Genomic DNA, 24,162 nt, shown 5'->3' on the forward strand with positions numbered 1-24,162 from the left:
CGAGCAAGCCGATGCCTTCATAGAACACCGGATTCCTTCGACGGCGAAATGGGAATTCACGCCGGAAGGGCAGCATATCGAGCTTGGTATCGCCGAAATGAATCTCATGTTGCTTCTTGGAGCGGCGGGTCTGTCGCATTCCCTGTTCGGTAAGCGGCTGATCCCAATTGGCACCGTCTATGATCCATTTGTCAGCCGCGGCCTCGATGCACTGAATTACGCCTGTTATCAGGACGCGCGTTTCATGCTGGTTGGCACACCCTCCGGCGTCACACTCGCACCAGAAGGTGGAGCACACCAGTCCGTTGGCACACCGCTCATCGGGATGAGCCAAGACGGGTTGGCCGCTTTTGAACCCGCCTTTGCCGACGAGCTGGCGGTGATTATGGAATGGGCCTTCGACTACCTGCAGCGCGATGGTGAAGGACAGCCCGACGAGCGCACATGGCTGCGCGATGAAACCGGAGGGTCTGTCTACCTGCGCCTGACGACCAACCCGATTGAACAGCCTGGAAAGCGTGTCGACGATGAGTTCCGCCAAGGCGCCATCGATGGGGCTTATTGGTTGCGAAAACCCGGGCCCAATTGCGAAGTTGTGATCGCCTATCAAGGAGCAGTCGCGCCGGAGGCAATCACGGCCGCCGGTATGATTGGTGAAGGCCGTCGCGACGTAGGTGTATTGGCCGTGACATCCGCAGATCGCCTGAATGCCGGATGGACCGCCGCGCAACGAGCGCGTTCTCGCGGCAACCAAGCGGCACGCTCTCACATCGAAACCCTGATGTCCGACCTTCCGCCACACTGCAAGCTCGTCACCGTTATCGATGGTCATCCTGCAACTCTATCCTGGCTCGGGGCAGTGCTTGGACATCAGACTATCCCAATGGGTGTCGAGCATTTTGGTCAGACCGGAACGATCGGCGATCTATATCGCCACCACTGCATTGACGCAGACGCTATTCTCGAGAAAGTGAATGGCCTGACTCATGGCAGGGCGCTTCACCGTGCATGAGTGGGTTGAGTCTGGGCAATAGCGTAGAGAACAAGCTAGCACTGAACATACTGTACGATCCAGTTCTGTGACTGGATGAGATTCGGCTGAGTTGACACCCTTCCTTAACTTGAGCGAACCATCCCGGTTGCCCCTTGTGCAAGAAATCGAAAATGAGCGTCTACTTGATCGCGGAAATCAAAGTTACAGATGATAGCTGGGTTCCGGAAATTGCGGCCAACGTCCAAAATCTGGTTGAGAAGCACGGCTGCCGCTATCTTTCACGCAGCGGAAACACTGAGACCCTCGAAGGTGATATAAAAGACTGTACGTTGATCGCCATCCTCGAATTCCCATCCAGAACAGCTCTCGATAGCTTCCTCACCGAGCCTCCCATGACGCATTCCTGGGGTTCGCGGTGGCTGCAATAAGAAGTTGATTTGGGCTACTCAACAGCTTTCGGGTAGATGAACCCGTTTACCGGGTAAAGACTGCCATATTGACCTGGCTGGCTTTCGACCCGGACCAACGTCCAATCATTGTTTTTGGATATATCCTTGACGCCCATCTTCAAAGACACCTTGTTGCGGTGCCAATTGGCATGATTCACGATGACTTCCCGGTCAGTGACAATACTGGATACGACCGCCACATGGCCCAAAGGCATACCGCGGGTTGCCCGGAATGACATCACTGCACCGACAACCGGTTCATTGCCTCGCTGAAAGATATTGTGCGCCTTGCCCCACCAGTCCTTGGCGTTGCCGCGAATTTCGATGCCACTGAGATTTCGTGCGTAGGGCACACACCAAACTCTTTGCCCACGTGCCCGTTTTTTTGAAACCTCTTGCAGCGCCATTGCTTGGCGTTCCGGATCGAGATCCACGTCGTTAGGGTTCTTTGCGCAGGCAGAGACGAGAACAATAAATCCCAGCGCAATCGCAGCGCGGGTGGCGCCGGTCAGGCGCGGCCAAATCGTGTTGGTTTTGCTAATGCTGATCTGCAAGAGACTTAGTTGCCGGTTTGAGTGGTTAGGGTGTTTTACGGCGATTTATCGGATTATAAAAAGAGACCCGTCAATTCCCCGGCAGGAATTTGCCAGTTCACTATGTCGCATTTTTGCCACTAGCTGAGCCTGAATAGGCAAATAGCTTCAGCTTAAGTGCAAAGACATCGGTTACAGGTGAGCTCAATCAAGGTCTCTCTTTTTTGGATCATAGCACCCTGTGAATAGCGTTCTTGGACTGTCGACCTTGGTTCGCCCACACGAATTTACGCGTTATCGCCATCCGTGGTGCCAGGCACAACAAATTCGGCGAATGGACACAGAGTTTCTGTAAAATCTACTGCTTCGGGCCCACACCTACCGAATAGTGCAACCTGCACCAAACGCGGGTGGGCGCTGACATTGACATGCAATTATGCCCGCGCCCGACCTAAAGGTTGTGCCGGTCGCCTGAGTTGGCTGCACATCAAAAATGTGGCGACAAACGTGTCGCGTCGGATTCTGCAAAATCATTTCGCATTCCTGCATGTGGAGAAACGATCACTCGAAAAAAATAGCGGCAAAGGAGATCACCAACATGACTACCTCTGCCACAGCCACAAGAGCCCGCGCCGGAGGGCGTTCAGCCCGTCGGGCACAGCGGACAGCACCAAAATTTGATATGCTTCCCGGCCTGAAGCGCAACATCCCGAATTGCGAAGTCATGGATGCCGACCAGGTTGAACGCATTGATAACGCGTCAATGGACATCCTGGAAAACGTAGGAGTTCAGTTTCGTGACCCAATCGCACTGGAGGACTGGAAGAAAGCCGGTGCAAAGGTAGAGGGCGAACTTGTTTATCTGGATCGCCATCTCGTACGCGAACTGATTTCCACCATCCCGTCTGACTTTACCTACCACGCGCGCGACCCTCACAAAAATGTCCGCCTGGGTGGCAACCATTCGATCTTTGTCCCGATGACGGGGGCTCCTTTCCTACGAGATCTGGAGGACGTGCGCCGCAATCCGACGCTGGATGACCTTGCGATGTTTCACAAGTTGGCACACATGATGCCAGCGCTGCACAGTTCGGCCCATCATATTGTCGAGCCGTACGACCATCCGATCAGTCAGCGGCATCTGCGGATTACCTATTCGTCAATGAAGTATTCTGACAAAACGTTCATGGGCATGACGACCTCTCCCAAGAACGCCGAAGACGTGATGGAAATGTGCGCCATCCTGTTCGGTGAGGAGTTTTTGGATACCCATCCGGTTACCACCGGCAATTGCAACGGTAACTCGCCTCTGGTTTGGGATGAAACCATGCTGGGTGCGATGCGCGCGTTCTGTCGGCGCAATCAACCGGTTCTTTGCTCGCCCTTTGTGCTGGGTGGTGCCAACACGCCCGCATCAGTGCCCGCAACGGTGGCGCAGTTGAATGCCGAGGCACTGTCTGCACTGGCCTATACGCAGGTTATTCGCAAAGGCGCACCCGCTATCTATGGTCATTATCTGTCGACAGTTTCGATGAAATCGGGTGCTCCGATGGCGGGCACACCCGAGATCAGCCTGATGAACTTCATGATCGGCCAAATGGCCCGGCACTATGAGGTTCCTTGGCGGACCTCGAACACACTTGGTGGTGCCAAGACGTTCGATGCGCAGGCTGGGTACGAGTCTGCCACTACGCTTCAAGCCGTCATTCATTCTGGTGCCAACTACATCTGGCATAGCGCAGGCTGGAACGAGGCTGGAATGCACTGCTCGGTCGCAAAATTCATCGTAGATGCTGAACAATGTGCAATGGCTTATCGCATGGCCGAAGGTCCCAAATGGCATGACTTTGATGAGGCTGTATCAGCGGTCCCGGATGTAGGGCCTGGCGGACATTATCTGGGTCACCCTCACACACAACAGAACTTTCAGGATGCGTTCTTTATGCCAGAACTGTTCGACAATAACTCAATCGAACAGTGGGCTGCTGAAGGCGAAGTCGAGATTACCGAGCGGGCTTTGAAACGTGCGCGCAAACTGCTCGCTGAGTATGAAGAACCCAAATTGGACGAAGCAAAGAACGAGGCTCTACTCGACTACATAGCGCGCAGAGAGCGCGAGATCCCCGCAGCGGACGAGTTGAACCAGACCTATTGAAGGACACGGTTTCTACCGCTCGCGGACACGGGGGCGGTTTCCTCAATTGCTTTGAAAGATCCAGCCATGAAGATTGCCGAGCTACATATCTACAGCCACGAATTGCCGGTAAAAGACGGCCCTTACACGATGGCAAATGCCCAAGTGTGGTCGCTGAATACGACCTTGGTCAAACTGGTAACGGATACCGGATTGATTGGTTGGGGTGAAACCTGTCCCGTTGGCCCCACCTACGCTGAATCACACGCGGGTGGCGCACGTGCGGCGCTTGCAGAGATGGGTCCGGGATTAATCGGCACCGAGATTCTGCCGCTGCCTGTGCACCGTCAGATGGATAAATTGTTGAACGGTCACAACTATGCCAAGGCGGCGATTGATATCGCTGTGCATGATGCATTGGGCAAACATTTGGGTATCAGTGTCGCGACATTGTTGGGTGGGGCCACGACGGACAAAATACCATCCTATTATGCAACTGGTGTTGGTGAACCGGTCGACATCGCAAGACTGGCAGCTGAAAAGGTCGCCGAAGGTTTCCCCCGCTTGCAAATCAAGGTTGGCGGTCGCCCGGTTGACCTGGATATCGAAACCATCCGCAAAGTCTGGGAGGTAGTACGGGGTAAAGGTATACGTCTGGCAGTCGATGGCAACAGGGGCTGGACCACCCGCGACGCACTGAGGGTCAGCCGCGAATGCCCTGACATCCCATTTGTGATGGAACAGCCTTGCAATACGATTGAGGATATCCAGATGATCCGCCCTCAAGTAGGTCACGCCATTTACATGGATGAGAGTGGGGTTAACCTGAATGCTGCGGTCACGGCTGCTGGCACTGGTCTGGTCGACGGATTCGGCATGAAGATTACCCGTATCGGTGGCCTGCAACCGATGCGCGCCTTCCGCGATCTTTGTGAAGCACGGAATCTTCCCCACACCTGTGATGACAGTTGGGGGGGCGACATCATTGCCGCGGCCTGCACCCATATAGGCGCGACAGTCCGTTCCGATCTGTTAGAGGGGGTTTGGCTTGCTCAGCCTTACATCGAAGGTCACTACGACACCCAAAAAGGCATCCAAATCAATGACGGGCATATCTCGGTTCCAACGGGAAGCGGGCTAGGCATCCAGCCCGATGAAAGCAACTTTGGCGCACCTGTGGAGTCGTTCGCATGACCGGAAGTAAATTGGACCTTGAGGGCAAGAAAGCCCTGGTGACGGGTGCGGCTGGTGGCTTGGGCATCTCCATCGTCAGCCAGCTAAGGTCTGCAGGCGTTCACGTCGCCGCTGCGGATCGTTCGGTTGCGGATGTCGAGGCCGAAGCGCATTTGCCCGGTGATCTGTTGGATCCAGCATACTCGGACGAGTTGCCTAAGGCCGCCGCTGCTTTGCTGGGCGGGTTAGATATCGTGGTCAACAACGCAGGGGTGATCACGCGCGGACCAGTTACGGATACTTCGGATGCGGACTGGTCATTATCTTTGGGGGTGAATGTCGAGGCTCCGTTCCGTATTTGCAGGGCGGCAATTCCGATCATGGCACAAAACGGCGGCGGGGCGATTGTTAACACCGGCTCGTGCTGGGGATTGAGGCCGGGTAGCAATCACGCGCTTTATTGCATGACCAAGGCCGCTATCGCATCGCTGACGCAATGTATGGGGATGGATCACGCGCATCAGGGCATTCGCGTCAATGCGGTTTGCCCGAACGAGGTGAACACGCCGATGCTGCGCACCGGTTTTGCCAAACGTGGCTTCGATCCGGATACAGCGGTGGCAGAACTCGGGCAGACGGTTCCTTTGGGCCGGATTGCCGAACCCGACGATATTGCGGACGTGGTTATGTTTCTCGTGTCCGATGCTTCGCGATACATCTGTGGTTCGCTGGTCGAGGTTAATGGTGGGAAGCCGGTATCATGAACCGGTTTGCTGGAAAAATCGCGCTGGTCACCGGCGGGCGCAGCGGAATTGGACAAGCGATTGCCAAGCGGTTGCGGCAGGAGGGTGCCCGCGTATTCACCGCACAGCGCGGACCGGAGGTAGACTTCGAAGGGATCGAGGCGGACCTTGGCAATCCCGACAGCCCCGGCGCCGTAGTCTCTCAGGTCATTGAGGCAGCAGGTAAGCTCGACGTACTGGTGAACAACGCCGGTATGATGCAGGAATCCACTGTCGAGGATATGTCGGTTGAGGACTGGCAGAACAACCTGATGGTCAACCTGACTGCGCCGTTCCTGATGATTAAAGCAGCGCTGCCATATTTGCGCAAAACTCGCGGCAGCATCGTCAACGTTGGCTCGATCGAAGGTCTGGGAAGCAATCCCGGCCACGCGGCTTATTGCGCATCAAAGGCCGGATTGCACGGTCTGACCCGCGCCGTGGCTGTGGATCACGGGGCCGAAGGTATACGCTGCAACGCGATTGCTCCGGGGTGGATCGACACTGAACTCAACATGAGCTTCATCAACTCCATGCCGGATCCCGAGGCGTTTCGCCGAAATATCGGGAATATCCATCCCGTCGGCCGAACCGGAACGCCGGATGAGGTCGCTGCGCTCGTGGCCTTTTTGGCCGCAGAAGAATCCGGCTTCATCACTGGTCAGGTTTATACTGTCGACGGCGGTCGCATGGCCAAGCTAAGCCTGCCCTGATTGGCTTTGGTTGCGCCGCTGCTATTCGTCACCGGCGCGCCATTCTTTCCAACGCAGAACCATGTTAGCCCCGATTTCTCGGAAAGGCTGTGGCGGTAGGCGCCTTGGTTTGTCTGCGCCAGCAAAAAACCGAGTGATGTCCGAGCTGTGCCCGCAGGCCATCTCTGCCGCTGCAATCCCTGTCAGAGTACCGCGCGCTGTTCCCAGCCCATTCTGCACACAGCCGGAAAAAACGCCCCTCTCGATCTCGCGCGCAACTGAAACACCATTTAGACTGAGGCAAAGATGGCCAGCCCATTTGTATTCCATCTGTATTCCCGCAAGCTGTGGGAACCTCTTGTCGAATTTGCGCTGCATGACTTTCGTCGCCCGGGTTAGATCGGTCTTGGAAACCTTCATGTCGGGGCGCAAGGTAGCGCAGGTGCGGGTGATGATGCGATTGCCACCCTGTCCGGTATCGATCCGACGCATGGTGGTGCCCATCGGATCTGATGGGGTCACGCCCCAGCGCGATTGCCCACCGAGACGCGACTGATCACCTTCGTCCAACTCTGGCGTCATAACGGCATACAGGAAGAGCTGCATCAATCTTCCCCGTTCGATACCGAAGCTTTCCAGATGACCATTGACGGTCAACAAGACTGCTCCTGCGCTGACCGAGCCACGATGCGTTTTGACAAGCCATGCATCACCCTGTTTTTCGAACCCGATAACGGCCGAGTTTTCGCAGACCTTCACGCCATCCCCGGACAGGCCGGCACTCAACCCGCGAACGTAACCCGCAGGTTGCAGCATCACGGTACCTGGCGTGTAAAGTCCGGAAACGTAGTGGCGTGATCCGGTCAGTTCATACATCTGCTGTGCGTCCAGCATCTCGCTGGTTTCACCCAGTTCTGTCAGATGCTTGGCGTAACTTTCATTATGTGTCTGGCCGGCCGCACTGGCGGCGCCGTTCACCTTGCCAACCGGATCAAAATAGTTCGGGTCGATCTGGTATTCCTCGACTGCACTGCGGGCAAATGCGATGGCTTGTCGGTTCAGCGCAATCACCGCCTTGTCGTCCCCCGAACCCGAGTAATCCGACGAGGACAGATCATGAGGCAGGTCGATCATGAAGCCTGAGTTGCGGCCAGCCGCACCCTCAGCCATGCGCCCTGCTTCCAATACGACAACCCTGGCGTCTGGCTGCAATTGCAGCAGACGACGGGCTGCTGTCAGACCTGCGAACCCTCCACCAACTACGGCGAAATCGGCGGTTATGTGGGTATCTAACTCTTGTGCCGGTGGCTGGCTGCCCAAAATGGCATTCCAGGCAGCCGCCCCACGATGGACAGGTTGTTGTCGCGCGGAATAGTTACTCAATCCACAGCCTCATCCGCATCATCGGCCAGATCAATCCAGATGGTCTTCAGCTGAGTGTACTGGTCGTGGGCGTGCACCGAGTTGTCGCGCCCACCAAACCCAGATTGCTTGTAACCGCCAAAAGGCGTGGTGATGTCGCCCTCACCAAAGCTGTTGACGGTTACGGTTCCTGCCCGGATCGCGCGCGCGCCACGAATGGCGCGTTTGGCGTTTGCAGTGAAGATAGAGGCGCAAAGCCCATACTCGGTGTCATTGGCAATCTTGATGGCCTCATCGAACCCCGAGACTTCGATCACCGACAACACGGGACCAAAAATCTCTTCCCGCGCCAGGGGAGCATCGTTGCCGGGTACTTCGACCACGGTAGCTTCGACAAATCCGTTATCAGCCTTGCCGCCGATTAACACACTCTCGGCCTGATCCAGATAGCCGCAAACCTTGTTGTAGTGGCTATCACTTACCAGCGCGCCCATGCGGGTTTCCGGGTCCAGCGGATCTCCGATGTTCCATTGTTTGGCGTGGTGTGCGATGCGCTCCAGCAGTTCAGCCTTCACATCCTTATGCACGATCAGGCGCGACGAGGCCGAGCAGTTCTCGCCCATATTCCAGAACGCGCCATTCACCACGTGCGCGGCCACACGGTCGAGATTCTCGGCGTCGTCCATCACGATGGCTGGGTTCTTTCCACCCATCTCCAGCACCACTTCTTTGGCGTTGCTTTCGGCAGAATAGGTCAGGAAACGTTTGCCGGTGATGGTTGAGCCGGTGAAGGATACCATGTCGATATCCATATGCCGCCCGATAGGTTCGCCGACGTCCGCACCACCACCCGGAACGATGTTCAGAATGCCACGTGGCAATCCAGCTTCCATCGCCAACTCGGCCAGGCGCAGAGCAGTCAGAGAGGTCTCGGCTGCCGGTTTCACCACCACCGAACACCCCGCCGCCAGAGCAGGCCCAATCTTCCATGCAAGCATCAGCAACGGGAAGTTCCAGGGCAATACCAAACCCACAACGCCAATCGGTTCTCGCACCACCATGGCAATGTGATCGTCACTGGCGGGCGAGACCTGATCATAGATCTTGTCGATCGCCTCGGCATGCCATTTCAGGCAGTGGATGGTTTCGGGCACATCCACGGTTTCGCAGTCATAGATCGTCTTGCCACTGTCGATGCTCTCCATCACCGCCAGTTCGCGAGCGTTACGGGTTATCAGCTTGCACAGCCGGATCAGCACGTCTTTGCGATCGGATGGGTGGAGCTTCGACCATCGGCCTTCGTCAAACGCCTCACGCGCCTTTTCTACGGCGAAGTCTATATCCGCCGCGCCGCATGCCGCGATGTCAGCCAGTTTTTCGCCAGTCGCCGGGTTAACAGTCTCAAAAGTCTCGCCAGAGATCGCCGGGCGGTACGCACCATCAATGAAAGCGCCCGTGGGCAAGGTCAGGCCGGCAGCGATGGATTTGTATTCGTCCTGTGTCAGCAATTCCATGCCTTAACCCTCCGCCACGATATCTGCGATTGTCTTTTTCAGCACACGTGTCACCTGTTCCAGCGCGCGCTTGTCATCTTTGTTGAGGCCTTTCAGCGGAGGCCGCATCGCGCCCGCTTCGATACCGTTCATGGTCACGCCATGTTTGATGGTTTGAATGAACTTGCCACCCTGTTCGAGCACCCGCATCAGCGGCATCATTGCGGACATGATCCGACGACCCTTGGCGAAATTGCCTTCGATAACGCAGGCCTGATACAGCGCAACATGCTCGGCAGGCAGGAAATTCGATCCTCCACACACCCAAAATGGTGCGCCCCATGCGAAGAACTCCAACGCTTGATCATCCATGCCGCAGCCAAGCTGGATATGGGGATAGTCGCGGGCCAGCAGGTGCACCCGATTGATATCGCCTGAACTTTCTTTAATGCCACAGAAGTTGCGACTACGACCCACGCGGTCAAGGAACTCCTCGCCCATCATTGTCCCGGTACGATGCGGATAATTGTACAGCATCACCGGAAGATCGGCGGCCTTGTCGATGGCCAGTGCATTCAGTGCGTTTTCCCGGTCTGTCGGCACTGAATAAGCAGGGCTTGCAAGCAGGATCGCATCCGCTCCCAGTTCCCGAGCACCCTTAGCCAACGTGATTGAATCCGATGTCAGCATGGAACCGGTTCCGACAACCAGCGGCAGACGTCCCTTCAAACGTTCATGTGTGAAACGAGCGAGTTCCAGGCGTTCCTCTACGGTTTGCGCATAGTTTTCGCCGGTCGATCCCCCCGATATCAGGCCGTGCACGCCGTTTTCGATCAAATAGTCGATCACGTCATTTAACGCATCCCAATTGACGGTTCCGTCACTGTTATATGGCGTGACGACAGGGGTATAGATCCCCTCAAATCTGAATATCGGGTTCATTCAGTCCTCATGCTGGTTTCGATCGAGGCAACGCGCCCATCGGAACGTCCAAGGCCTCGGGCATTACAAACAGTTCGATCTGGTCGCGAGAGAGGTTCCAGTGGTCTTCGGCCAGCTGAGCTGCTGCTGTTTCATCACGCGCTTCGATTGCAGCTATGATGGCGTCGTGCTGCTGGCTGGCTTCGGACAGATTTTCCGACATCTCCGCAGTTTGCGGGCGATAAAAGGTCATACCGATCCGGGAATGATCAATCAGCAGTCGGTTATACGAGGGTAGCAAATAGATATTCCCCGACATTTCGCCGGTGATCTCATGAAAGCGGTTGTTGGCCAGTGCTCGCTCTTCGCCCGACCCGCTACGCAATGCAGCCTTGAACGCTTCTTGGGACGTTTTAAGCTCTTCGATTTGGACGGGCGTCGCGTTCTGTGCTGCGAGACGCAAGACAGCTCCATAGATCATAGGAGCGGCGAGAAAGAAGTCGCGCAGCGTCGTATAGGACATTTCAGATACGCGGGCGCTGCGGTTCGTGCGCAGATCCAGATAACCCTCACCCGCAAGCTGCCGGAAAACTTCGCGCAATGGCGTCCGGGACAGGCCAAAGGCGTCAGACAACTGTGCCTCATCCAGATCAGCACCTGGGCGCAAACGTAGAGTCAGGATCGACACCTTCAGGTGCTCTCTCAGCTCATCCTTCCGCTTCTTCGCCTCGTCTTTCATCGCATGTCCTCATGTTGCGTTGCCGGGATGCCAGAATGACGAATCGTGCGGCAAACACAATTGGCGCTCACCGTGTATCTTTCAAAAATACAACTTGTACACAATAGTAATTTATGCAGCATACAAAAAAACTGGAGGAGGACAGCGCCGGTGGACAGCAGCGTGGAAGAACCCGTGATCGATTGCCGAAATCTGTGGAAGATATTCGGGAAACACGCCGATGAGGCGATGAAAGCCGTTCAGGCGCAGGGACTTGGAAAGCTTGAGGTTCGGGATCAGTTCAACTGTGTCGTGGGCGTTCAGGACGCGACTTTCACCGTCAATCGCGGTGAAATCTTCTGCATCATGGGGCTTTCGGGATCCGGTAAGTCCACTCTGATTCGCCATGTGAACCGGCTGATCGAGCCAACTTCGGGTCAACTTTTTATCGAAGGTCAGGACGTGAACACCCTGTCTGCCCGTGACCTGCGTGAACTGCGTGCCGAGAAAATTGGCATGGTGTTCCAGAACATGGCGCTGATGCCCCACCGGACGGTTCTGGACAATGTTTCGTTCAGTCAGGAAGTGCGAGGGCATGATGTGCGCGAACGTCGCGAAAACGCTTTGCGCGCCATTGACGCAGTAGATCTGAATGGCTGGGATCAGAAATACCCGGACGAACTGTCTGGCGGCATGCAGCAGCGTGTTGGTTTGGCCCGGGCAATTGCCGCCGACCCAGCAATTCTCTTGATGGACGAACCCTTTTCGGCCCTCGATCCTCTGATCCGCCGGCAACTACAAGACAAATTCATGTCCCTGTCCGCCGAGATGAAGAAAACCACGCTGTTTATCACGCATGATTTGGACGAGGCCATTCGCATCGGTGACCGGATCGCGATCATGAAAGACGGAGCACTGGTGCAGGTTGGCACACCCGAGGATATCGTGACCAATCCGGTCGACGAGTATGTAGCTGATTTCGTCGCGGGCATTTCCAAACTTGAGTTGATTTCGGCCGGCAAAATCATGGAACCCGTCGAGGCCTTCGAACGCCATAGCGGTCCGATCGATGCAAGCGACTGGCCCGAAGCGCATCCGGATCATTCGCTGGACGATCTGGTGAACCTGTCGATCTCCACCCAACACCCGGTTGTGGTCAAGGCGGATGGCAAGGCCATCGGGATCGTGACCAAGAACGCCCTGCTGCGCGGCATTCAGGGCGACGTCGAAGACGCCAGTACCCTAAAGCACTGAGGATCAAACGTTATGGCAGATACGGAATTCAATATTCTAGACCCGTTTTCCTCGGTCGATCTTGGGCTGGCGGAATCGGCTGACGGTGTAAAGCAATGGGCGATTTCCAATCGGGGCATCATCCAACCGATCAAGAACTTCTTCAATGACCTGATAGTTGGCATAGACAACGGTCTGAATGCGGTTCCGCCGCTGATCATGCTGGTCCTATTGGTGCTGATAGCGTGGCAGGCCGCAGGCCGTCAGGTCGCCATTCTGGTAGCTATCAGCATGACGGTGCTGGGCTTTCTGTCGCCGAATGCCTGGGGACTGGCGATGACGACGCTGGCGATTGTTATCTCGGCCGTTATCCTGTGTTTCATCATCGGCTTGCCACTTGGAATTCTGGCGGGCAAGAACGACCGGTTCGAAACCGCGATCCGTCCTGTTCTGGACACGATGCAAACCATCCCTGCCTTCGTCTATCTCGTGCCCGTCGTCATGCTGATAGGTATTGGCAACGTTTCGGGTGTCATCGTCACCATAATCTTCGCACTGCCGCCTCTGATCCGCCTGACCTCGCTGGGTATTCGCGGCGTGAATGCATCCGTGGTTGAAGCTGCCCGTGCTTTTGGTGCGAACCCCCGTCAGATTCTGTTCAAGGTCGAACTGCCGTTGGCGACACCGACCATTCTGGCTGGCGTCAACCAAACCATCATGTTGTCGCTGTCCATGGTCGTGATTGCATCGATGATTTCCGTCAAAGGGCTGGGCAACGAGGTTTTGCGTGCCATGGGTCGTCTGGATGCAGGCAAGGCGCTGGTTGGCGGCTTGGGCATCGTGATCCTGGCCATCGTACTCGACAGAATTACGCAAGGCATGGGGCAGTCCGGTCGCGAACGCGGCCATCGCCACTGGTGGCAAACCGGACCAGTGGGCGCGGTGATGCGCGTCTTTAACAAAACCTGAACTTCACAATTCAACAAAACCCTAGGGAGGGAAATTCTATGCTCAAAACAAAAGCGATCGCGGCCTTTGCAGCGACCACAATGCTGACCAGCGTTGCATTTGCGTCTAACAAGCCGGGCGAAGGCGTGACCGTTCGCCCTGTGATGGCGCCATCGGTCGAAGAAATCTTCCAACATCGCATCTTGTTTGCCGCACTCGAGGACCTGGGTTACGAGATCGCTGATCCGCAGGAAGTTGAATACCAGACGATCCACCTGGCCCTGGGTACCGGGGACGGTGACTTCACGGCCGTGCACTGGAACAAGCTGCACGACACGTTTTATCAGGAATCCGGTGGCGATGACGTTCTGGAAAAAGTTGGTACGCTGATTGACGGCGCGCTACAGGGCTATCTTGTCAACAAGTCGGCTTATGATGCGGGCGTTCAGAATCTTGGCGACCTGAAAAACCCGGAAAAGGCCAAGCTTTTCGACGCCGATGGCGACGGCAAAGCTGATCTGGCGGGTTGCGTGCCGGGTTGGGGTTGTGAGCGTGTGATCGAACATCAGTTGGATGAGTTCGGACTGCGCGACACCATTGCCCACAATCAAGGCGCTTACAACGCCATCATCGCAGACACGATCGCTCGCAACGCTGCAGGCGAAAACGTTCTGTACTATACATGGACACCGTACTGGGTGTCAGGTGCGCTGGTTCCGGGCGAAGATGTGGAATGGCTGGCTGTTCCCTATTCCTCTCTTCCGGATGGGGCCACTGCAGAAACAACCTTCGACGGTAAAGATCTGGGTTTTGCAGTAGACAGTATTCGTGTTGTCGCCACAGATGACTTTCTGAACGCCAACCCCGCGGCAGCCAAGTTGTTCGAGGTAGCCAAGATCGACATCAACGACATCTCAGCGCAGAACAAGATGGTGTCTGATGGTGAAGACGGCTCGGACGATATCGACCGTCACGTCGAAGCCTGGATCGAGGCTAACCGCGAAACTTACAACAGCTGGCTTGAAGCGGCGCAGGCTGCTGCTCAATAATCAAGTCTATCAGCCAAACTGGGATCTGCGCGGGCTGAAGCTCGCGCAGTTTCTTTCTGAGGGTGACGTAATCATGATCCAAGCTCAGACGCAGCACTACAACTTCATGCTGGTCGAGGAATTCTCGCATCTGGCGTTTTCCTGTGCGGTCGAACCATTGCGCATTGCCAACCTTGTCAGCGGGCACGAGTTGTACAAATGGACCTTTGCTTCGGAGCAAGGGGAAAAGGCCGTTTGTTCAAACGGATCTGTCACTTTGGTGCATTCAGGGTTCGATCTACTTCCCAAATGCGATCAGATTTTTGTGCTTTCAGGTATACACATGCGCAATCACGTGTCGCGTTCTTTGCTGAGCAGTCTGCGGCGCGAGCGTGCCAAGGGAACAGCGATCGGCGCATTGTGTTCGGGCGCTTGGGTGCTTGCCGAGGCCGGGTTTCTGGATGGCATGCAAGCCGCGATCCATTGGGAATACCATGATGCCTTTATGGAGGCGTTTCAGGAGGTGAACCTGGTCCGCAGCGTCTTTGTGGCTGATGAAAAACACGTCACAGCTTCGGGCGGCACGGCTACTGCAGATCTGATGTTGCATCTGATCGAGCGTGACCACGGCTATGACCTGTCTGTCGCCGTGGCGGATCAGATGGTTTACAACGCGGTCCGGAATGCAACAGCCGAACAACGCGTTTCTCTTCAGTCGCGCAACGGAATGCGGAATACGCATTTGGCAAAGGCGATCCAGATCATGCACGATCGCATCGAAAACCCGGTTTCGCCATCCGTCATCGCCGAGCAACTTGGGATTTCGACCAGGCAACTTGAACGTTTATTCGGGAAATACCTCAACGCATCGCCGAAAAAGTACTTTATGGAGATGCGATTGGAACGCGCGCGCCACCTTCTCATACAGACTGAGGCATCAGTAACGGATGTCGCTTTTGCTTGCGGCTTTGAAAGTGCAGGCCATTTTTCCCGCGTATACAGGGCGGCATTTGGCGTAACACCAATGCTGCAACGAGGACGACTGGACTGAGATACGGCTGTATCTTCGATCAACCCAGATAGTACAGGTTCCTGCCTTCGCGCTGTTGCTTACCGAACTGTCGTTTGGCATGCAGCAAAGGCAGTAAACAGTTTTCATCCGGCAAAGATCGGGATACGCAAGCAATCCTTGGATTCCGCCGGGTTGGCATCATGCCTCACATGCATAAACTGTTACCTTTTCGGATAACGGGTAAGGGCTCGTTCGACCAATTGAAGCGCCTGGCAGGGGATGGTGGCAGTGAGCCTAACTTCGTCAGCTTTCCACGCTGTATTTTCTTCTGATCTGGTGGGAGTTTAGAGCCCATAGGCTGCTCGAAGACCTTCCAGGATTTGGGCGCAACTCAATTTCCAAATAAAACGCCTCTTGCTGATTGTTATACAATAACATAACAAACATGTGTGCGGATTGTAGGAAGTCAGATCCCGCCTGCCCGACGATCCGTCCGATCCATCCAGATGAGGAATACACTTCATGCTAGACACCCGCCTTCCTGTCACCGTCCTCTCCGGCTTCCTCGGTGCTGGTAAGACAACTCTTCTGAACCGCGTGCTGAACAATCGTGACGGGCGACGGGTCGCTGTAATTGTTAACGACATGTCCGAGGTCAACATCGACGCCGACCTTGTGCGCGCCGATACAGAGCTATCCCGCACGGACGAAACGCTGGTGGAGATGTCCAACGGTTGCATCTGTTGTACGCTTCGCGACGATCTTCTGGATGAGGTCAGGAGATTGGCAACCGAGAATCGGTTTGACTATTTGCTAATTGAATCAACCGGAATTTCCGAACCACTACCCGTCGCTGCTACCTTCGATTTTCGGGACGCCGATGGAAATAGCCTCTCGGATGTTTCGCGATTAGACACCATGGTCACCGTTGTTGACGCTGTGAATCTGCTAAGAGATTTTTCCAGCCACGACTTCCTGAGTGACCGTGGTGAGGTGCTTGGCGAAGAAGACGAGCGCACTCTGGTTCATCTGCTTACAGACCAGATCGAGTTTGCGGACGTTGTGATTCTGAACAAAATCACTGATGCCGGGCCTGATCGTGTGGATGCAGCACGCAAGATCATCCGGAGTCTGAATGCTGATGCTCAGATCGTTGAGACCGACCACTCTGATGTACCCGCAGATGCAATTCTGGATACCGGCCTTTTCGATTTCGAGAAAGCGCATGAACACCCAATGTGGGCCAAAGAGCTTTATGGGTTTGCGGACCATGTTCCCGAGACTGAAGAATATGGAGTAACAAGTTTCGTCTACCGCGCACGGCAGCCGTTCGTACCTGAAAAAATTCTGACTGTTCTGAACGGGGAACTGCCCGGAGTAATCCGCGCCAAGGGTCATTTCTGGATTGCCACCCGTCCGGATTGGGTTGCCGAGTTTTCACTCGCCGGCTCTTTGTCTTCAGTCAAACCGCTTGGAACGTGGTGGGCAACTGTTCCGGAAGACCGGCGCCCGGATCACGAAAGCGCCCGCGCTTACATGGAGGCACACTGGCAAGAGCCATGGGGCGACCGGCGGCAGGAAATCGTGTTCATCGGAAGCGGCATAGATTGGCCAACTCTAAAGGCCCGGTTAGACGCAGCCTTGCTGCCCACGCAGGTTGCAGACCGACCCGAGAACTTACCAAACCTGCCCGATCCGTTCCCCCTGTGGCGACGCGCCGAGGCCGCAGCATGAACTATGCTCGTGAGATCATCGAAGATGCCGCAATCGGCGTCGGTGTCGCGGAAACGCCTGAGGGTTTGTCAGCAATCCATCACCCCGGTTGTGCTGCTGTGGTCTGGCGCAGGAACCCCGTGCACAGCTTTCAATCGTGGATCGACAGAATACCGCCTGAAAACCTGCCAAAAGCGCGATTGGTCCTGCGCCCGCGATCTATTCGGCAGGCGGTTGCTGAAATATGTGAACTCTCCGGAACTCCAAAAGCCCAAGAATGCGACCGCTTGATTGATGACGTCACCGCGCTGTCGGAGATCTTCGCAGGTTTGATGAGCGCAGAATGGCTGCGCCTGCGCTTAGATGTCGTGACCACGAATGCCTGTCGTAGGTTTCACATAGATGCGGTCACTGCCCGCCTCGTCTGCACGTATCGCGGCACGGGTACTCAATATGGCATCTCCACCGACGGAGATGATCCAGGTCGCGTCTTCACAGTTCCCACTGCTGCACCAATAATATTGCGAGGAACACGCTGGCCTGAACAACCGAGGTCAGGCCTTTTGCATCGCTCGCCACCTATTGAAGGGTCCGGAGAAACGCGACTTGTGCTTGTCCTTGATCCGGTCGCAGATCCTGACGACGAATTCGACCAAGTCTTGATACACTGACTCAGTAAAAAAGACGGTCTTATCGAAACCGATCTGGTATTGGGAACGGAATTTGGCCCAATGCAAGGTGATCGCTTTGTTGCGATCACCTTGATTTTCTACTCGGTGCTGGACGTCCAGAATGCGCGATTGGCGAAGTGCCGCACATGCAAAGGACTGAAGTTTGGTCACTGGGGTTTTGGGCTCCGACCTAACCCTCTGACCGGAGATCAAATTCCTCGCGGTGCTAGGCTCGAGCTTCCAAGGCGCGGATTCATATCCAAGCAGGTGTTCCACATAACCTAAACATATAAATACTTCCTAACCTGCTTGGGCCGCATTTTTGTATTGTGGTCAAGTAACTCCTAAATTGGAAACTCCAAGTCCGCTCGCACCAAAGCCATTTCGGCTGACAATTCTGCACGGTTCAATTTGCTGCATTATGCCCGGATCAACTCGCGACCCCGAACGCTCTTCGAATTGCATCCGCCATCGCTCCGCAAATCTCGGAATCGATGTTCTGACCATATTCAATCACCAGCTTGGATGCAGGCAGCTTGGGAAATCCGTTCTCAGTGGTCAGTTGCACCATGTCGGCCGTCAGCATGTCCGCATTCAAAACACCAATAGCCACACCTGCCCGAACGGCTGCGGCTACGCCGGTGGCGCTTTCACTGGAATAGACAACCCGGTAGTTGCGGCCGCTTTCAATTAGCGCATTCACCGCCACGTCGCGCCACCAGCAGTCGCGGTCAAACAAGGCAACAGGCAATGGGTCTGCTTCGTGAACGGCATGTGCCCGTGACGTTGCCCAGACAATGTGCTCATCTTTCAACGACTCCATGTTGGGACCCAGCTCTGCAACCTCATGAACCGCGATATCCATTTGCCCCGACGCCAGAGCAACCGAATACCCTGTACTTAGTGAGCGCTGCACGTTGAGTTCAACTTTGGGATTTTCTCGGGCGAAATCTGCGATGATTTCAGACAACAATTCAGAACTATGATCGTCGGGGATACCAATTCGAAGTACCCCGGTCAGTTCCTTTCCGGTCAATTCCGCAAAGATGTCATTGAGGTCTCCGACGACCTTTCTGGCAACGGGTTCAAGCTTTTCACCGGCAGTTGTCAGGCGCACGCCTCGCCCGTGACGCACAAATACGTCTTGGCCCAGAAGCTCCTCCAGCTTTCGGATTTGCATACTGGCGGCAGACTGAGTGCGGTGAATTCTCTCCGCACCCGCCAGAATGCTGCCGGTATCCGTGACAGCAAGAAAGGTCCTGAGCAGATCGCTATCCAGATGCGGCATCGTAAGATTTCGTAATTTCTTATATCTGCGTTTAAAACTATTCGTTTTTCAGATTTCTTTCAAGTTGCTACCTATGATGCAGCCCTTGAAAGGAAGTGCCATGGCGAACGACTGCGCCCTTAACTCCAGAAACTCTACAGCGAAAATCCTGATTGTTGCGGCGTTAGTCTCCGTGGGTGCAATCTCTATCGCCTTTCCCACAAAAGCCCTCGAAACATTTGAGTTTGTAGCAATCAGCCTGCTTCAGGTTTCGCCTCTTGTTATACCCGGCATTCTGATAGCGGCCTGGGTCAGCGCCAGCGGTGCCGGCAGTCGTATCGCCGAGGTGTTCAACGGAAACCTGTTCAAAACAATTGTTGCAGCCTCCTTGATCGGAGCGGTCACTCCGGTCTGCGGTGTCACCGTTCTGCCCTTGATGGCCGGATTGCTGGCTGCAGGTGTGCCGCTTGCACCGGTCATGGCATTCTGGCTGTCGTCGCCAGTCACCGATCCGGCCATGCTGGCTACAACCGCCGCAACCTTGGGGATGAGCTTTGCCATCGGCAAGACCCTCGCCGCGATGGCGATGGGTTTGTTTGGTGGAGGCGTAACCGCTCTGCTCATCAACCGGTCTTGGGCCCAGTCAGCACTACGCGACAATGCCTTGGTCGGAAGCCTCGGGCGGGTTTGCCAGGCAGATGAAATCGAATGGGCTGTCTGGCGGTCACCTAAACATCGCACTCACTTTCGAACCGAGTTCATCGCCATTTCACGTCTTGTCCTGATTTGCCTGATCCCCGCCTTCGCCGCCGAATTTGTTCTGCAAAGCCTGCTGGAGCCCCAAGCTCTTTCTTCTTACGTGGGTGGCGATGTGTGGTGGGCCATTCCGCTGGCGGTGTTTGTTGGCGCGCCTGCCTATCTGGATGGATACGCTGCTTTGCCGCTGACCCGCTCCCTCATGGACCATGGCATGTCATCCGGTGCAGCCATGGCGTTTCTGGTATCCGGTGGCGTCGTGAGTATCTGGGGTGCGATGGCAATCTTTCCAGTGCTGAAGTTAAAGCCGTTTTTGCTCTACCTCTCCCTTGCGGTAACCGGTTCAATGGCGGCAGGTTGGATCTTTGGGTTAGTCGTTTAACACTGCGATGACTGGCGCCCCACAGGAGCACTGAGTGTTCTGAATCAAACCTGAGTGCCAGCGCCGCGAAAAGTAGCTTTGTTACGCCCATTCACGATTGGCCAACTAATCCTGAATCTCCGGTTTGCGACGCGCTGCACAAACGAAATGCCGATGTTTGGCCGACGGCGGTGATGGTCTCAAAGAACTTGTAAAGGCTCACCCTAGAGAATGGCGGCAGCAAGCCCACTTCGACGAGTAAGGCGAGATGGACGAATGCTTGCTTTGCCAGCTTGCGCCTTATCTTCGTCTCAAAGTCAAAATAACGTGCCGGGCGAGCGTACTAGTCCCACGAGCTTGGGTTTTCGGAGACCGTCCAATGCGTGTTACGACCAATGGGGTTATCGTAATTGGGGTGGTAACCATGATAGCAATCATGGTCGCTGCAATCGCGTATCAACAATTCTCTTGGTGGGTTTTCCCCTTCGGATTGTTGTTTCTTACAATCTTCGCCGGAATCCTGTGGTTATGTTTCTTGGATCACCGCGAAGACAGATTTCGCCGCGCATCCGAAGGTAAATTTCCAGATGAGCCCTGGATGAGAAGCAAGAGGTGGCGGACAGACAACATGACGTCTCGAAGCAAACCGGAATTCTGGGGAAGTCTGGCGTTCACTCTTATTTTGGGAGTGTTTGCCCTCTCCGGCATTGTTTCCTTGCAAGCAGGACTACCCGAAGGAAACTATTGGGTACTGCTCAACCTTATTCCGATTGTAGGTGCGCTCTACTTCGCGCTCAGCACCTATTTTGCCTGGAGAACATGGAGGCTAGAGCGGTACGTCAACCTGATTTCCGAGACCCGACCTGCATGGATAGGTTCAAAGTTCTCGGCAGTGATTAAAGTGGTTGGTGTTCGGCGGACTGACCAAGTCGAAGCGTGGTTGGAGCACCTGAAAGTCGTACGCCGAGAAGAAAGTGATGGAGTCGCTTTTGAGAAAGTCGTGGATCAAAAACTAACAGGTCAGACGGAAGAGATGAGTGGCGGCCAGATAAGAATCTCTGTCGACATCCCCGAAAATACCCCTGCCACTTCTTGGAACGATGATGAGCAAGAAAGCTGGTGGGATTTTGTTATCGTAGTTGGTCTGCCCGAAAAGAAGATCACTTTGAGGTACGAAGTACCTGTCGCCGACCCAGCATTACATTAACTCTCCAGAAGCTAACGCAACCCGGCCGTTGCAAATGAGAGCGGTCGTTTGGCGGCCGCAAAGAACGGTGGGTTTGTAGGCTCACTTGCCATGTGTACCTGGTCCTGAATGACCGGAATCTGCGGTTCGCGACCTACTGCACACGCGAATGACTGATGTCTGATCGACGGCGGCAATGGCCTCAGAGCTGCCCTTGCACTATAGCCGGTTTGCGGCGCTACCATTCAAGCCGTGGCGCATTGCTTACATCGACAGTTATTGCGCTACTATCGTCAGAAATGCTCCATGGCAAAACCTGAAGGTCCACTTCAGTTGGTCCTTTTCCGACCCTACCCCAAAGATCAAAATGAACATTTTGGCATGGGTCGTAGAAACCACCCAAGTCTCCTGCATCTGGCCGTACGATGCAGCCGTATCCGCCAGTGTTGATTGGACTCACGACAAACCACTCAAACCTCAAAACGCGGTCGGGTTCGATTTCTATCTCTTCGTTAGCCCGAACTTCCTCGAAAAGGCTCGCATTGCTGTTGAACTCAAAACCAAGGAGCTCAAGCGCCTGAACTTTCTGCTCGAAATTTCGCCGCCAGATAATCACTGGAACTTCGTCAAGCCTGAACATTGCAGACTGGCCGGGTTCAAAGTTCCCCACGTCCAAAGTGTAGACAGCAGGCCGTGGAACGCTTGCGACGTCTGCAGAAGGCAGCAATGCCTGAAACAGGTAGTAAACTCCCGCCATGAAAGTTAAAAACAACCATCCGCCTGTTGCGTAGTACAAGAAGTCTTTTTTCAATTTAGTTGGTTACTGTATTGTGTGATCCGGGTGTGTTCCTGTTAGTCGTGTCGAAGGCTTAGCCCTGAGTCAAGAAAGCGGTGTTACTAAGACTGTATTGTAGAACAGCTTTGCGGAGTGGGTTCGGACTTGTGTAGAACACTACGGCTCAGAGCTACCATCGGAAGACTTGTAACCGGCATAAAACCGGTCGGTGATGCCCAGAGTCTGGTGAGTGTCGTTCGCAATTTGCGTTACGAGCAATAAACTAAAATGTTGTCCATGGAGTATCTGGGCTCGTCCTGGTTGCCTATGCCTGCTGCCGAGAACGACGGTTATGAGCTCGAGTGACCGGTGCTGCGTTAAGGTTAAGAATGAATGTCGGCTTTGTGTTCAGCACGTCACGCTTGGCTTCGATTTGACAATACCGCGCTTGGGTGGTGACGTTTGCTGGATGACTGGTATTGGACAGGACGTTCGTCAGTATGGAGGCAAAACCTCTCGGGTCGTCGTGCTTCACGGAGGACCAGGGGGCGCGGGCGAGATCGAACCCCTTGCACGGGAGTTGGGCAAAAGAGGCCATTCTGTCTTGGAACCTTTTAAGACCCGTCACTCGGCTGATGGACAGGTGGACGAACTCACAGCCCAGATCGAAGCACATTGTTCGCCACCTGTGACACTTATCGGATGGTCCTGGGGCGCATGGCTCGGATGCTTGTTTTCTGCACGCTATAGAACTTTGGTGCACAATCTCATCCTTCTGGGCAGCGGACCGTTTGAAGCGCGTTTTGCCTCTGCTATTCGAACGACGAAAAACTCCCGTTTGACGAATAAGCAGCGGTCGGAACTGAACATGCTTGGCGCTTCGGAAGGTAATATCAAAGACGTTGCAAGGTTTATCGAACTCAGTGATCTGGCAGATACCTATGCGCGTGATTCATCGTCCCCTCCAACCGTTGTTTTCGATGGCGAAATTCACGCAGCGGTCTGGCGCGAAGCGGATGAGATGCGCACTAACGGCTCACTGCTAGAGGCCATCGCGACCATTCAGTGCCCTGTCCTCGCAATCCATGGCGATTATGATCCAAGACCATCGGAAGGCGTTCAGATTCCATTGTTGACGGCGCTTCCATGGGCAAAGTTCGTCGAACTTGAACGTTGTGGACATAAGCCATGGCAGGAAATTCATGCCAAAGAAGAATTCTACCGATTGATCGATAACGCGATCATCTGAACCACTTCGCAGCAGAAACTCGTGCTAAGGCAGCGATAGTTCACTTCATCCGCATCACAGCTGTTTGTGAGTCACACTGTTTACTCCGGTATACGCCTATTGCGGCCTGCCGCTTCGGGAGAATACGCTGAGTACGACTACCGATCGATTTGGGTTTGGCGGGACTACCCTAGCATGCAACAGAGAACAGTGGCCTTGGCCTGTGTTGACTTATTCTGAGCTGCGGCTGACGATTCAACCAAACAAAATAGCAAGTGCGAGAAAAGCTAATGGCAAAAAGTCTCGATGATCCTTCCGCTGTCGCCGCACACTTTGTTAAAGCCTTCGATGTTGCGGATCGTGATCGCATCGTCGCATGTTTGGCCAAAGATCTCGTAGCTGAAATAACCCAACCCGATGGCAGCACCAAACAAGTCCATGGGCGAGACGGATACATGAGATCCATAGACGCAATGGATATCGCAACAGTTCGCCCAAGTATCAAGGCGACGCAAATCGCGCCTGTTTCTTCCGATCAGGTGATGGCGATGGTTGAAATTCGAGCGAAACGCAAAGGCCGGACACTTCACAATTTTGCGGCCTTTCTTATGTCGGTCAGCAAAGGCCAGATCACACGCATTTGGATGGTTGAAGCCCTACCCGCCGAAAGTGATTCATTCTGGAAATCCTAACCAACAAGAGCGAAAGCATTGGCGCGAGTTTTGAAACCCAA

The 24,162-nt window shown here is 54.8% G+C and carries 22 protein-coding genes and 1 pseudogene; 16 read left to right on the forward strand and 7 right to left on the reverse strand.

Annotation, left to right across the window (positions count from 1 at the left end; all coding sequences use genetic code 11):
* Together E1297_RS40070 and E1297_RS40075 are read left to right on the forward strand one after the other, a co-directional pair.
* Nucleotides 1–1,012: pseudogene (locus tag E1297_RS40070) on the forward strand (transketolase); the annotation flags it as partial.
* Nucleotides 1,013–1,164: 152 nt separating this feature from the next.
* Nucleotides 1,165–1,422: a DUF1330 domain-containing protein gene (locus tag E1297_RS40075; protein WP_155148236.1), complete on the forward strand. Its 258-nt coding sequence runs from the start codon at nucleotides 1,165–1,167 to the stop codon at nucleotides 1,420–1,422.
* Between the two features lie 14 nt (nucleotides 1,423–1,436).
* On the opposite strand, the gene E1297_RS40080 is transcribed toward E1297_RS40075, so the two are convergent.
* Entirely contained in the window at nucleotides 1,437–1,997 is a 561-nt protein-coding gene (locus E1297_RS40080; protein ID WP_209016288.1) for a CHAP domain-containing protein, read from the reverse strand.
* A 577-nt stretch (nucleotides 1,998–2,574) separates the two neighbouring features.
* On the opposite strand from E1297_RS40080, the gene E1297_RS40085 reads away from it, so the two are divergent.
* The 4 genes from E1297_RS40085 (at nucleotide 2,575) to E1297_RS40100 (ending at nucleotide 6,778) form a co-directional block, all read left to right on the forward strand.
* The gene (locus E1297_RS40085) at nucleotides 2,575–4,131 is read left to right on the forward strand and encodes a trimethylamine methyltransferase family protein (RefSeq protein WP_155148238.1); all 1,557 of its coding nucleotides are present in this window, start codon (nucleotides 2,575–2,577) and stop codon (nucleotides 4,129–4,131) included.
* A gap of 66 nt (nucleotides 4,132–4,197) precedes the next feature.
* Entirely contained in the window at nucleotides 4,198–5,304 is a 1,107-nt protein-coding gene (locus E1297_RS40090; RefSeq protein WP_155148241.1) for a mandelate racemase/muconate lactonizing enzyme family protein, read from the forward strand.
* Nucleotides 5,301–6,047, forward strand: coding sequence for an SDR family NAD(P)-dependent oxidoreductase (locus E1297_RS40095; protein ID WP_155148242.1), 747 nt, complete (start codon nucleotides 5,301–5,303; stop codon nucleotides 6,045–6,047). The genes E1297_RS40090 and E1297_RS40095 overlap by 4 nt, the downstream gene beginning before the upstream one ends.
* Nucleotides 6,044–6,778 (forward strand): SDR family NAD(P)-dependent oxidoreductase, encoded by a 735-nt coding sequence (locus tag E1297_RS40100; protein WP_155148244.1) that lies wholly within the window; start codon nucleotides 6,044–6,046, stop codon nucleotides 6,776–6,778. The genes E1297_RS40095 and E1297_RS40100 overlap by 4 nt, the downstream gene beginning before the upstream one ends.
* A gap of 21 nt (nucleotides 6,779–6,799) precedes the next feature.
* Here the strand turns inward: E1297_RS40100 and E1297_RS40105 are convergent, their stop codons facing one another.
* The 4 genes from E1297_RS40105 to E1297_RS40120 are packed head-to-tail and all read right to left on the reverse strand — an operon-like array spanning nucleotide 6,800 to nucleotide 11,272.
* Complete coding sequence (locus E1297_RS40105) at nucleotides 6,800–8,140, reverse strand: FAD-binding oxidoreductase (RefSeq protein ID WP_155148245.1); 1,341 nt, start codon at nucleotides 8,138–8,140, stop codon at nucleotides 6,800–6,802.
* Nucleotides 8,137–9,633: an aldehyde dehydrogenase gene (locus tag E1297_RS40110; RefSeq protein WP_155148247.1), complete on the reverse strand. Its 1,497-nt coding sequence runs from the start codon at nucleotides 9,631–9,633 to the stop codon at nucleotides 8,137–8,139. The genes E1297_RS40105 and E1297_RS40110 overlap by 4 nt, the downstream gene beginning before the upstream one ends.
* 3 nt (nucleotides 9,634–9,636) lie before the next feature.
* Nucleotides 9,637–10,554, reverse strand: coding sequence for a dihydrodipicolinate synthase family protein (locus tag E1297_RS40115; RefSeq protein ID WP_155148248.1), 918 nt, complete (start codon nucleotides 10,552–10,554; stop codon nucleotides 9,637–9,639).
* Nucleotides 10,555–10,561: 7 nt separating this feature from the next.
* Nucleotides 10,562–11,272 carry a GntR family transcriptional regulator gene (locus tag E1297_RS40120; protein ID WP_155148250.1) on the reverse strand — a complete coding sequence of 237 codons (711 nt, stop codon included), beginning with the start codon at nucleotides 11,270–11,272 and terminating at the stop codon, nucleotides 10,562–10,564.
* 150 nt (nucleotides 11,273–11,422) lie between these two features.
* On the opposite strand from E1297_RS40120, the gene E1297_RS40125 reads away from it, so the two are divergent.
* From E1297_RS40125 to E1297_RS40150, 6 genes are all read left to right on the forward strand, one after another.
* The gene (locus E1297_RS40125; protein WP_368669825.1) at nucleotides 11,423–12,505 is read left to right on the forward strand and encodes a glycine betaine/L-proline ABC transporter ATP-binding protein; all 1,083 of its coding nucleotides are present in this window, start codon (nucleotides 11,423–11,425) and stop codon (nucleotides 12,503–12,505) included.
* A 12-nt stretch (nucleotides 12,506–12,517) separates the two neighbouring features.
* Entirely contained in the window at nucleotides 12,518–13,453 is a 936-nt protein-coding gene (locus E1297_RS40130) for a proline/glycine betaine ABC transporter permease (RefSeq protein WP_155148251.1), read from the forward strand.
* A 38-nt stretch (nucleotides 13,454–13,491) separates the two neighbouring features.
* Nucleotides 13,492–14,481 (forward strand): glycine betaine/L-proline ABC transporter substrate-binding protein ProX, encoded by a 990-nt coding sequence (proX, locus tag E1297_RS40135; protein WP_155148252.1) that lies wholly within the window; start codon nucleotides 13,492–13,494, stop codon nucleotides 14,479–14,481.
* 73 nt (nucleotides 14,482–14,554) lie between these two features.
* Complete coding sequence (locus E1297_RS40140) at nucleotides 14,555–15,511, forward strand: GlxA family transcriptional regulator (protein ID WP_155148255.1); 957 nt, start codon at nucleotides 14,555–14,557, stop codon at nucleotides 15,509–15,511.
* A 483-nt stretch (nucleotides 15,512–15,994) separates the two neighbouring features.
* Complete coding sequence (locus tag E1297_RS40145; RefSeq protein WP_155148258.1) at nucleotides 15,995–17,206, forward strand: GTP-binding protein; 1,212 nt, start codon at nucleotides 15,995–15,997, stop codon at nucleotides 17,204–17,206.
* Nucleotides 17,203–17,856 (forward strand): DUF1826 domain-containing protein, encoded by a 654-nt coding sequence (locus E1297_RS40150; RefSeq protein ID WP_155148260.1) that lies wholly within the window; start codon nucleotides 17,203–17,205, stop codon nucleotides 17,854–17,856. Before E1297_RS40145 ends, E1297_RS40150 begins: the two co-directional genes overlap by 4 nt.
* Before the next feature lie 430 nt (nucleotides 17,857–18,286).
* Here E1297_RS40150 and E1297_RS40155 read toward each other — a convergent pair whose 3' ends face one another.
* Nucleotides 18,287–19,144 (reverse strand): LysR family transcriptional regulator, encoded by an 858-nt coding sequence (locus tag E1297_RS40155; RefSeq protein WP_155148262.1) that lies wholly within the window; start codon nucleotides 19,142–19,144, stop codon nucleotides 18,287–18,289.
* Between the two features lie 100 nt (nucleotides 19,145–19,244).
* On the opposite strand from E1297_RS40155, the gene E1297_RS40160 reads away from it, so the two are divergent.
* Nucleotides 19,245–20,261: a permease gene (locus E1297_RS40160; RefSeq protein ID WP_155148264.1), complete on the forward strand. Its 1,017-nt coding sequence runs from the start codon at nucleotides 19,245–19,247 to the stop codon at nucleotides 20,259–20,261.
* Between the two features lie 358 nt (nucleotides 20,262–20,619).
* A complete protein-coding gene (locus E1297_RS40165; protein ID WP_155148265.1) occupies nucleotides 20,620–21,447 on the forward strand; it encodes a hypothetical protein in 828 nt (275 codons plus the stop codon).
* A 217-nt stretch (nucleotides 21,448–21,664) separates the two neighbouring features.
* Here the strand turns inward: E1297_RS40165 and E1297_RS40170 are convergent, their stop codons facing one another.
* Entirely contained in the window at nucleotides 21,665–22,222 is a 558-nt protein-coding gene (locus tag E1297_RS40170; protein WP_155148267.1) for a hypothetical protein, read from the reverse strand.
* A gap of 448 nt (nucleotides 22,223–22,670) precedes the next feature.
* Between E1297_RS40170 and E1297_RS40175 the strand changes: the two genes are divergently transcribed.
* On the forward strand, nucleotides 22,671–23,450 hold the full coding sequence (locus tag E1297_RS40175) for an alpha/beta fold hydrolase (RefSeq protein ID WP_244328065.1): 780 nt from the start codon (nucleotides 22,671–22,673) through the stop codon (nucleotides 23,448–23,450).
* Between the two features lie 269 nt (nucleotides 23,451–23,719).
* Nucleotides 23,720–24,121, forward strand: coding sequence for a nuclear transport factor 2 family protein (locus E1297_RS40180; protein ID WP_155148272.1), 402 nt, complete (start codon nucleotides 23,720–23,722; stop codon nucleotides 24,119–24,121).
* Nucleotides 24,122–24,162 lie beyond the last annotated feature (41 nt).

The organism is Roseibium sp. RKSG952, from assembly GCF_009711355.1.

What these genes read in the sequence shown, in the direction of transcription:
- E1297_RS40075 (WP_155148236.1), top strand. Translation starts at nt 1,165, where the DNA reads ATGAGCGTCTACTTGATCGCGGAAATCAAAGTTACAGATGATAGCTGG.
- E1297_RS40085 (WP_155148238.1), top strand. Translation starts at nt 2,575, where the DNA reads ATGACTACCTCTGCCACAGCCACAAGAGCCCGCGCCGGAGGGCGTTCA.
- E1297_RS40090 (WP_155148241.1), top strand. Translation starts at nt 4,198, where the DNA reads ATGAAGATTGCCGAGCTACATATCTACAGCCACGAATTGCCGGTAAAA.
- E1297_RS40095 (WP_155148242.1), top strand. Translation starts at nt 5,301, where the DNA reads ATGACCGGAAGTAAATTGGACCTTGAGGGCAAGAAAGCCCTGGTGACG.
- E1297_RS40100 (WP_155148244.1), top strand. Translation starts at nt 6,044, where the DNA reads ATGAACCGGTTTGCTGGAAAAATCGCGCTGGTCACCGGCGGGCGCAGC.
- E1297_RS40110 (WP_155148247.1), bottom strand. Translation starts at nt 9,633, where the DNA reads ATGGAATTGCTGACACAGGACGAATACAAATCCATCGCTGCCGGCCTG.
- E1297_RS40115 (WP_155148248.1), bottom strand. Translation starts at nt 10,554, where the DNA reads ATGAACCCGATATTCAGATTTGAGGGGATCTATACCCCTGTCGTCACG.
- E1297_RS40120 (WP_155148250.1), bottom strand. Translation starts at nt 11,272, where the DNA reads ATGAAAGACGAGGCGAAGAAGCGGAAGGATGAGCTGAGAGAGCACCTG.
- E1297_RS40130 (WP_155148251.1), top strand. Translation starts at nt 12,518, where the DNA reads ATGGCAGATACGGAATTCAATATTCTAGACCCGTTTTCCTCGGTCGAT.
- proX (WP_155148252.1), top strand. Translation starts at nt 13,492, where the DNA reads ATGCTCAAAACAAAAGCGATCGCGGCCTTTGCAGCGACCACAATGCTG.
- E1297_RS40140 (WP_155148255.1), top strand. Translation starts at nt 14,555, where the DNA reads ATGATCCAAGCTCAGACGCAGCACTACAACTTCATGCTGGTCGAGGAA.
- E1297_RS40145 (WP_155148258.1), top strand. Translation starts at nt 15,995, where the DNA reads ATGCTAGACACCCGCCTTCCTGTCACCGTCCTCTCCGGCTTCCTCGGT.
- E1297_RS40150 (WP_155148260.1), top strand. Translation starts at nt 17,203, where the DNA reads ATGAACTATGCTCGTGAGATCATCGAAGATGCCGCAATCGGCGTCGGT.
- E1297_RS40155 (WP_155148262.1), bottom strand. Translation starts at nt 19,144, where the DNA reads ATGCCGCATCTGGATAGCGATCTGCTCAGGACCTTTCTTGCTGTCACG.
- E1297_RS40160 (WP_155148264.1), top strand. Translation starts at nt 19,245, where the DNA reads ATGGCGAACGACTGCGCCCTTAACTCCAGAAACTCTACAGCGAAAATC.
- E1297_RS40165 (WP_155148265.1), top strand. Translation starts at nt 20,620, where the DNA reads ATGCGTGTTACGACCAATGGGGTTATCGTAATTGGGGTGGTAACCATG.
- E1297_RS40175 (WP_244328065.1), top strand. Translation starts at nt 22,671, where the DNA reads ATGACTGGTATTGGACAGGACGTTCGTCAGTATGGAGGCAAAACCTCT.
- E1297_RS40180 (WP_155148272.1), top strand. Translation starts at nt 23,720, where the DNA reads ATGGCAAAAAGTCTCGATGATCCTTCCGCTGTCGCCGCACACTTTGTT.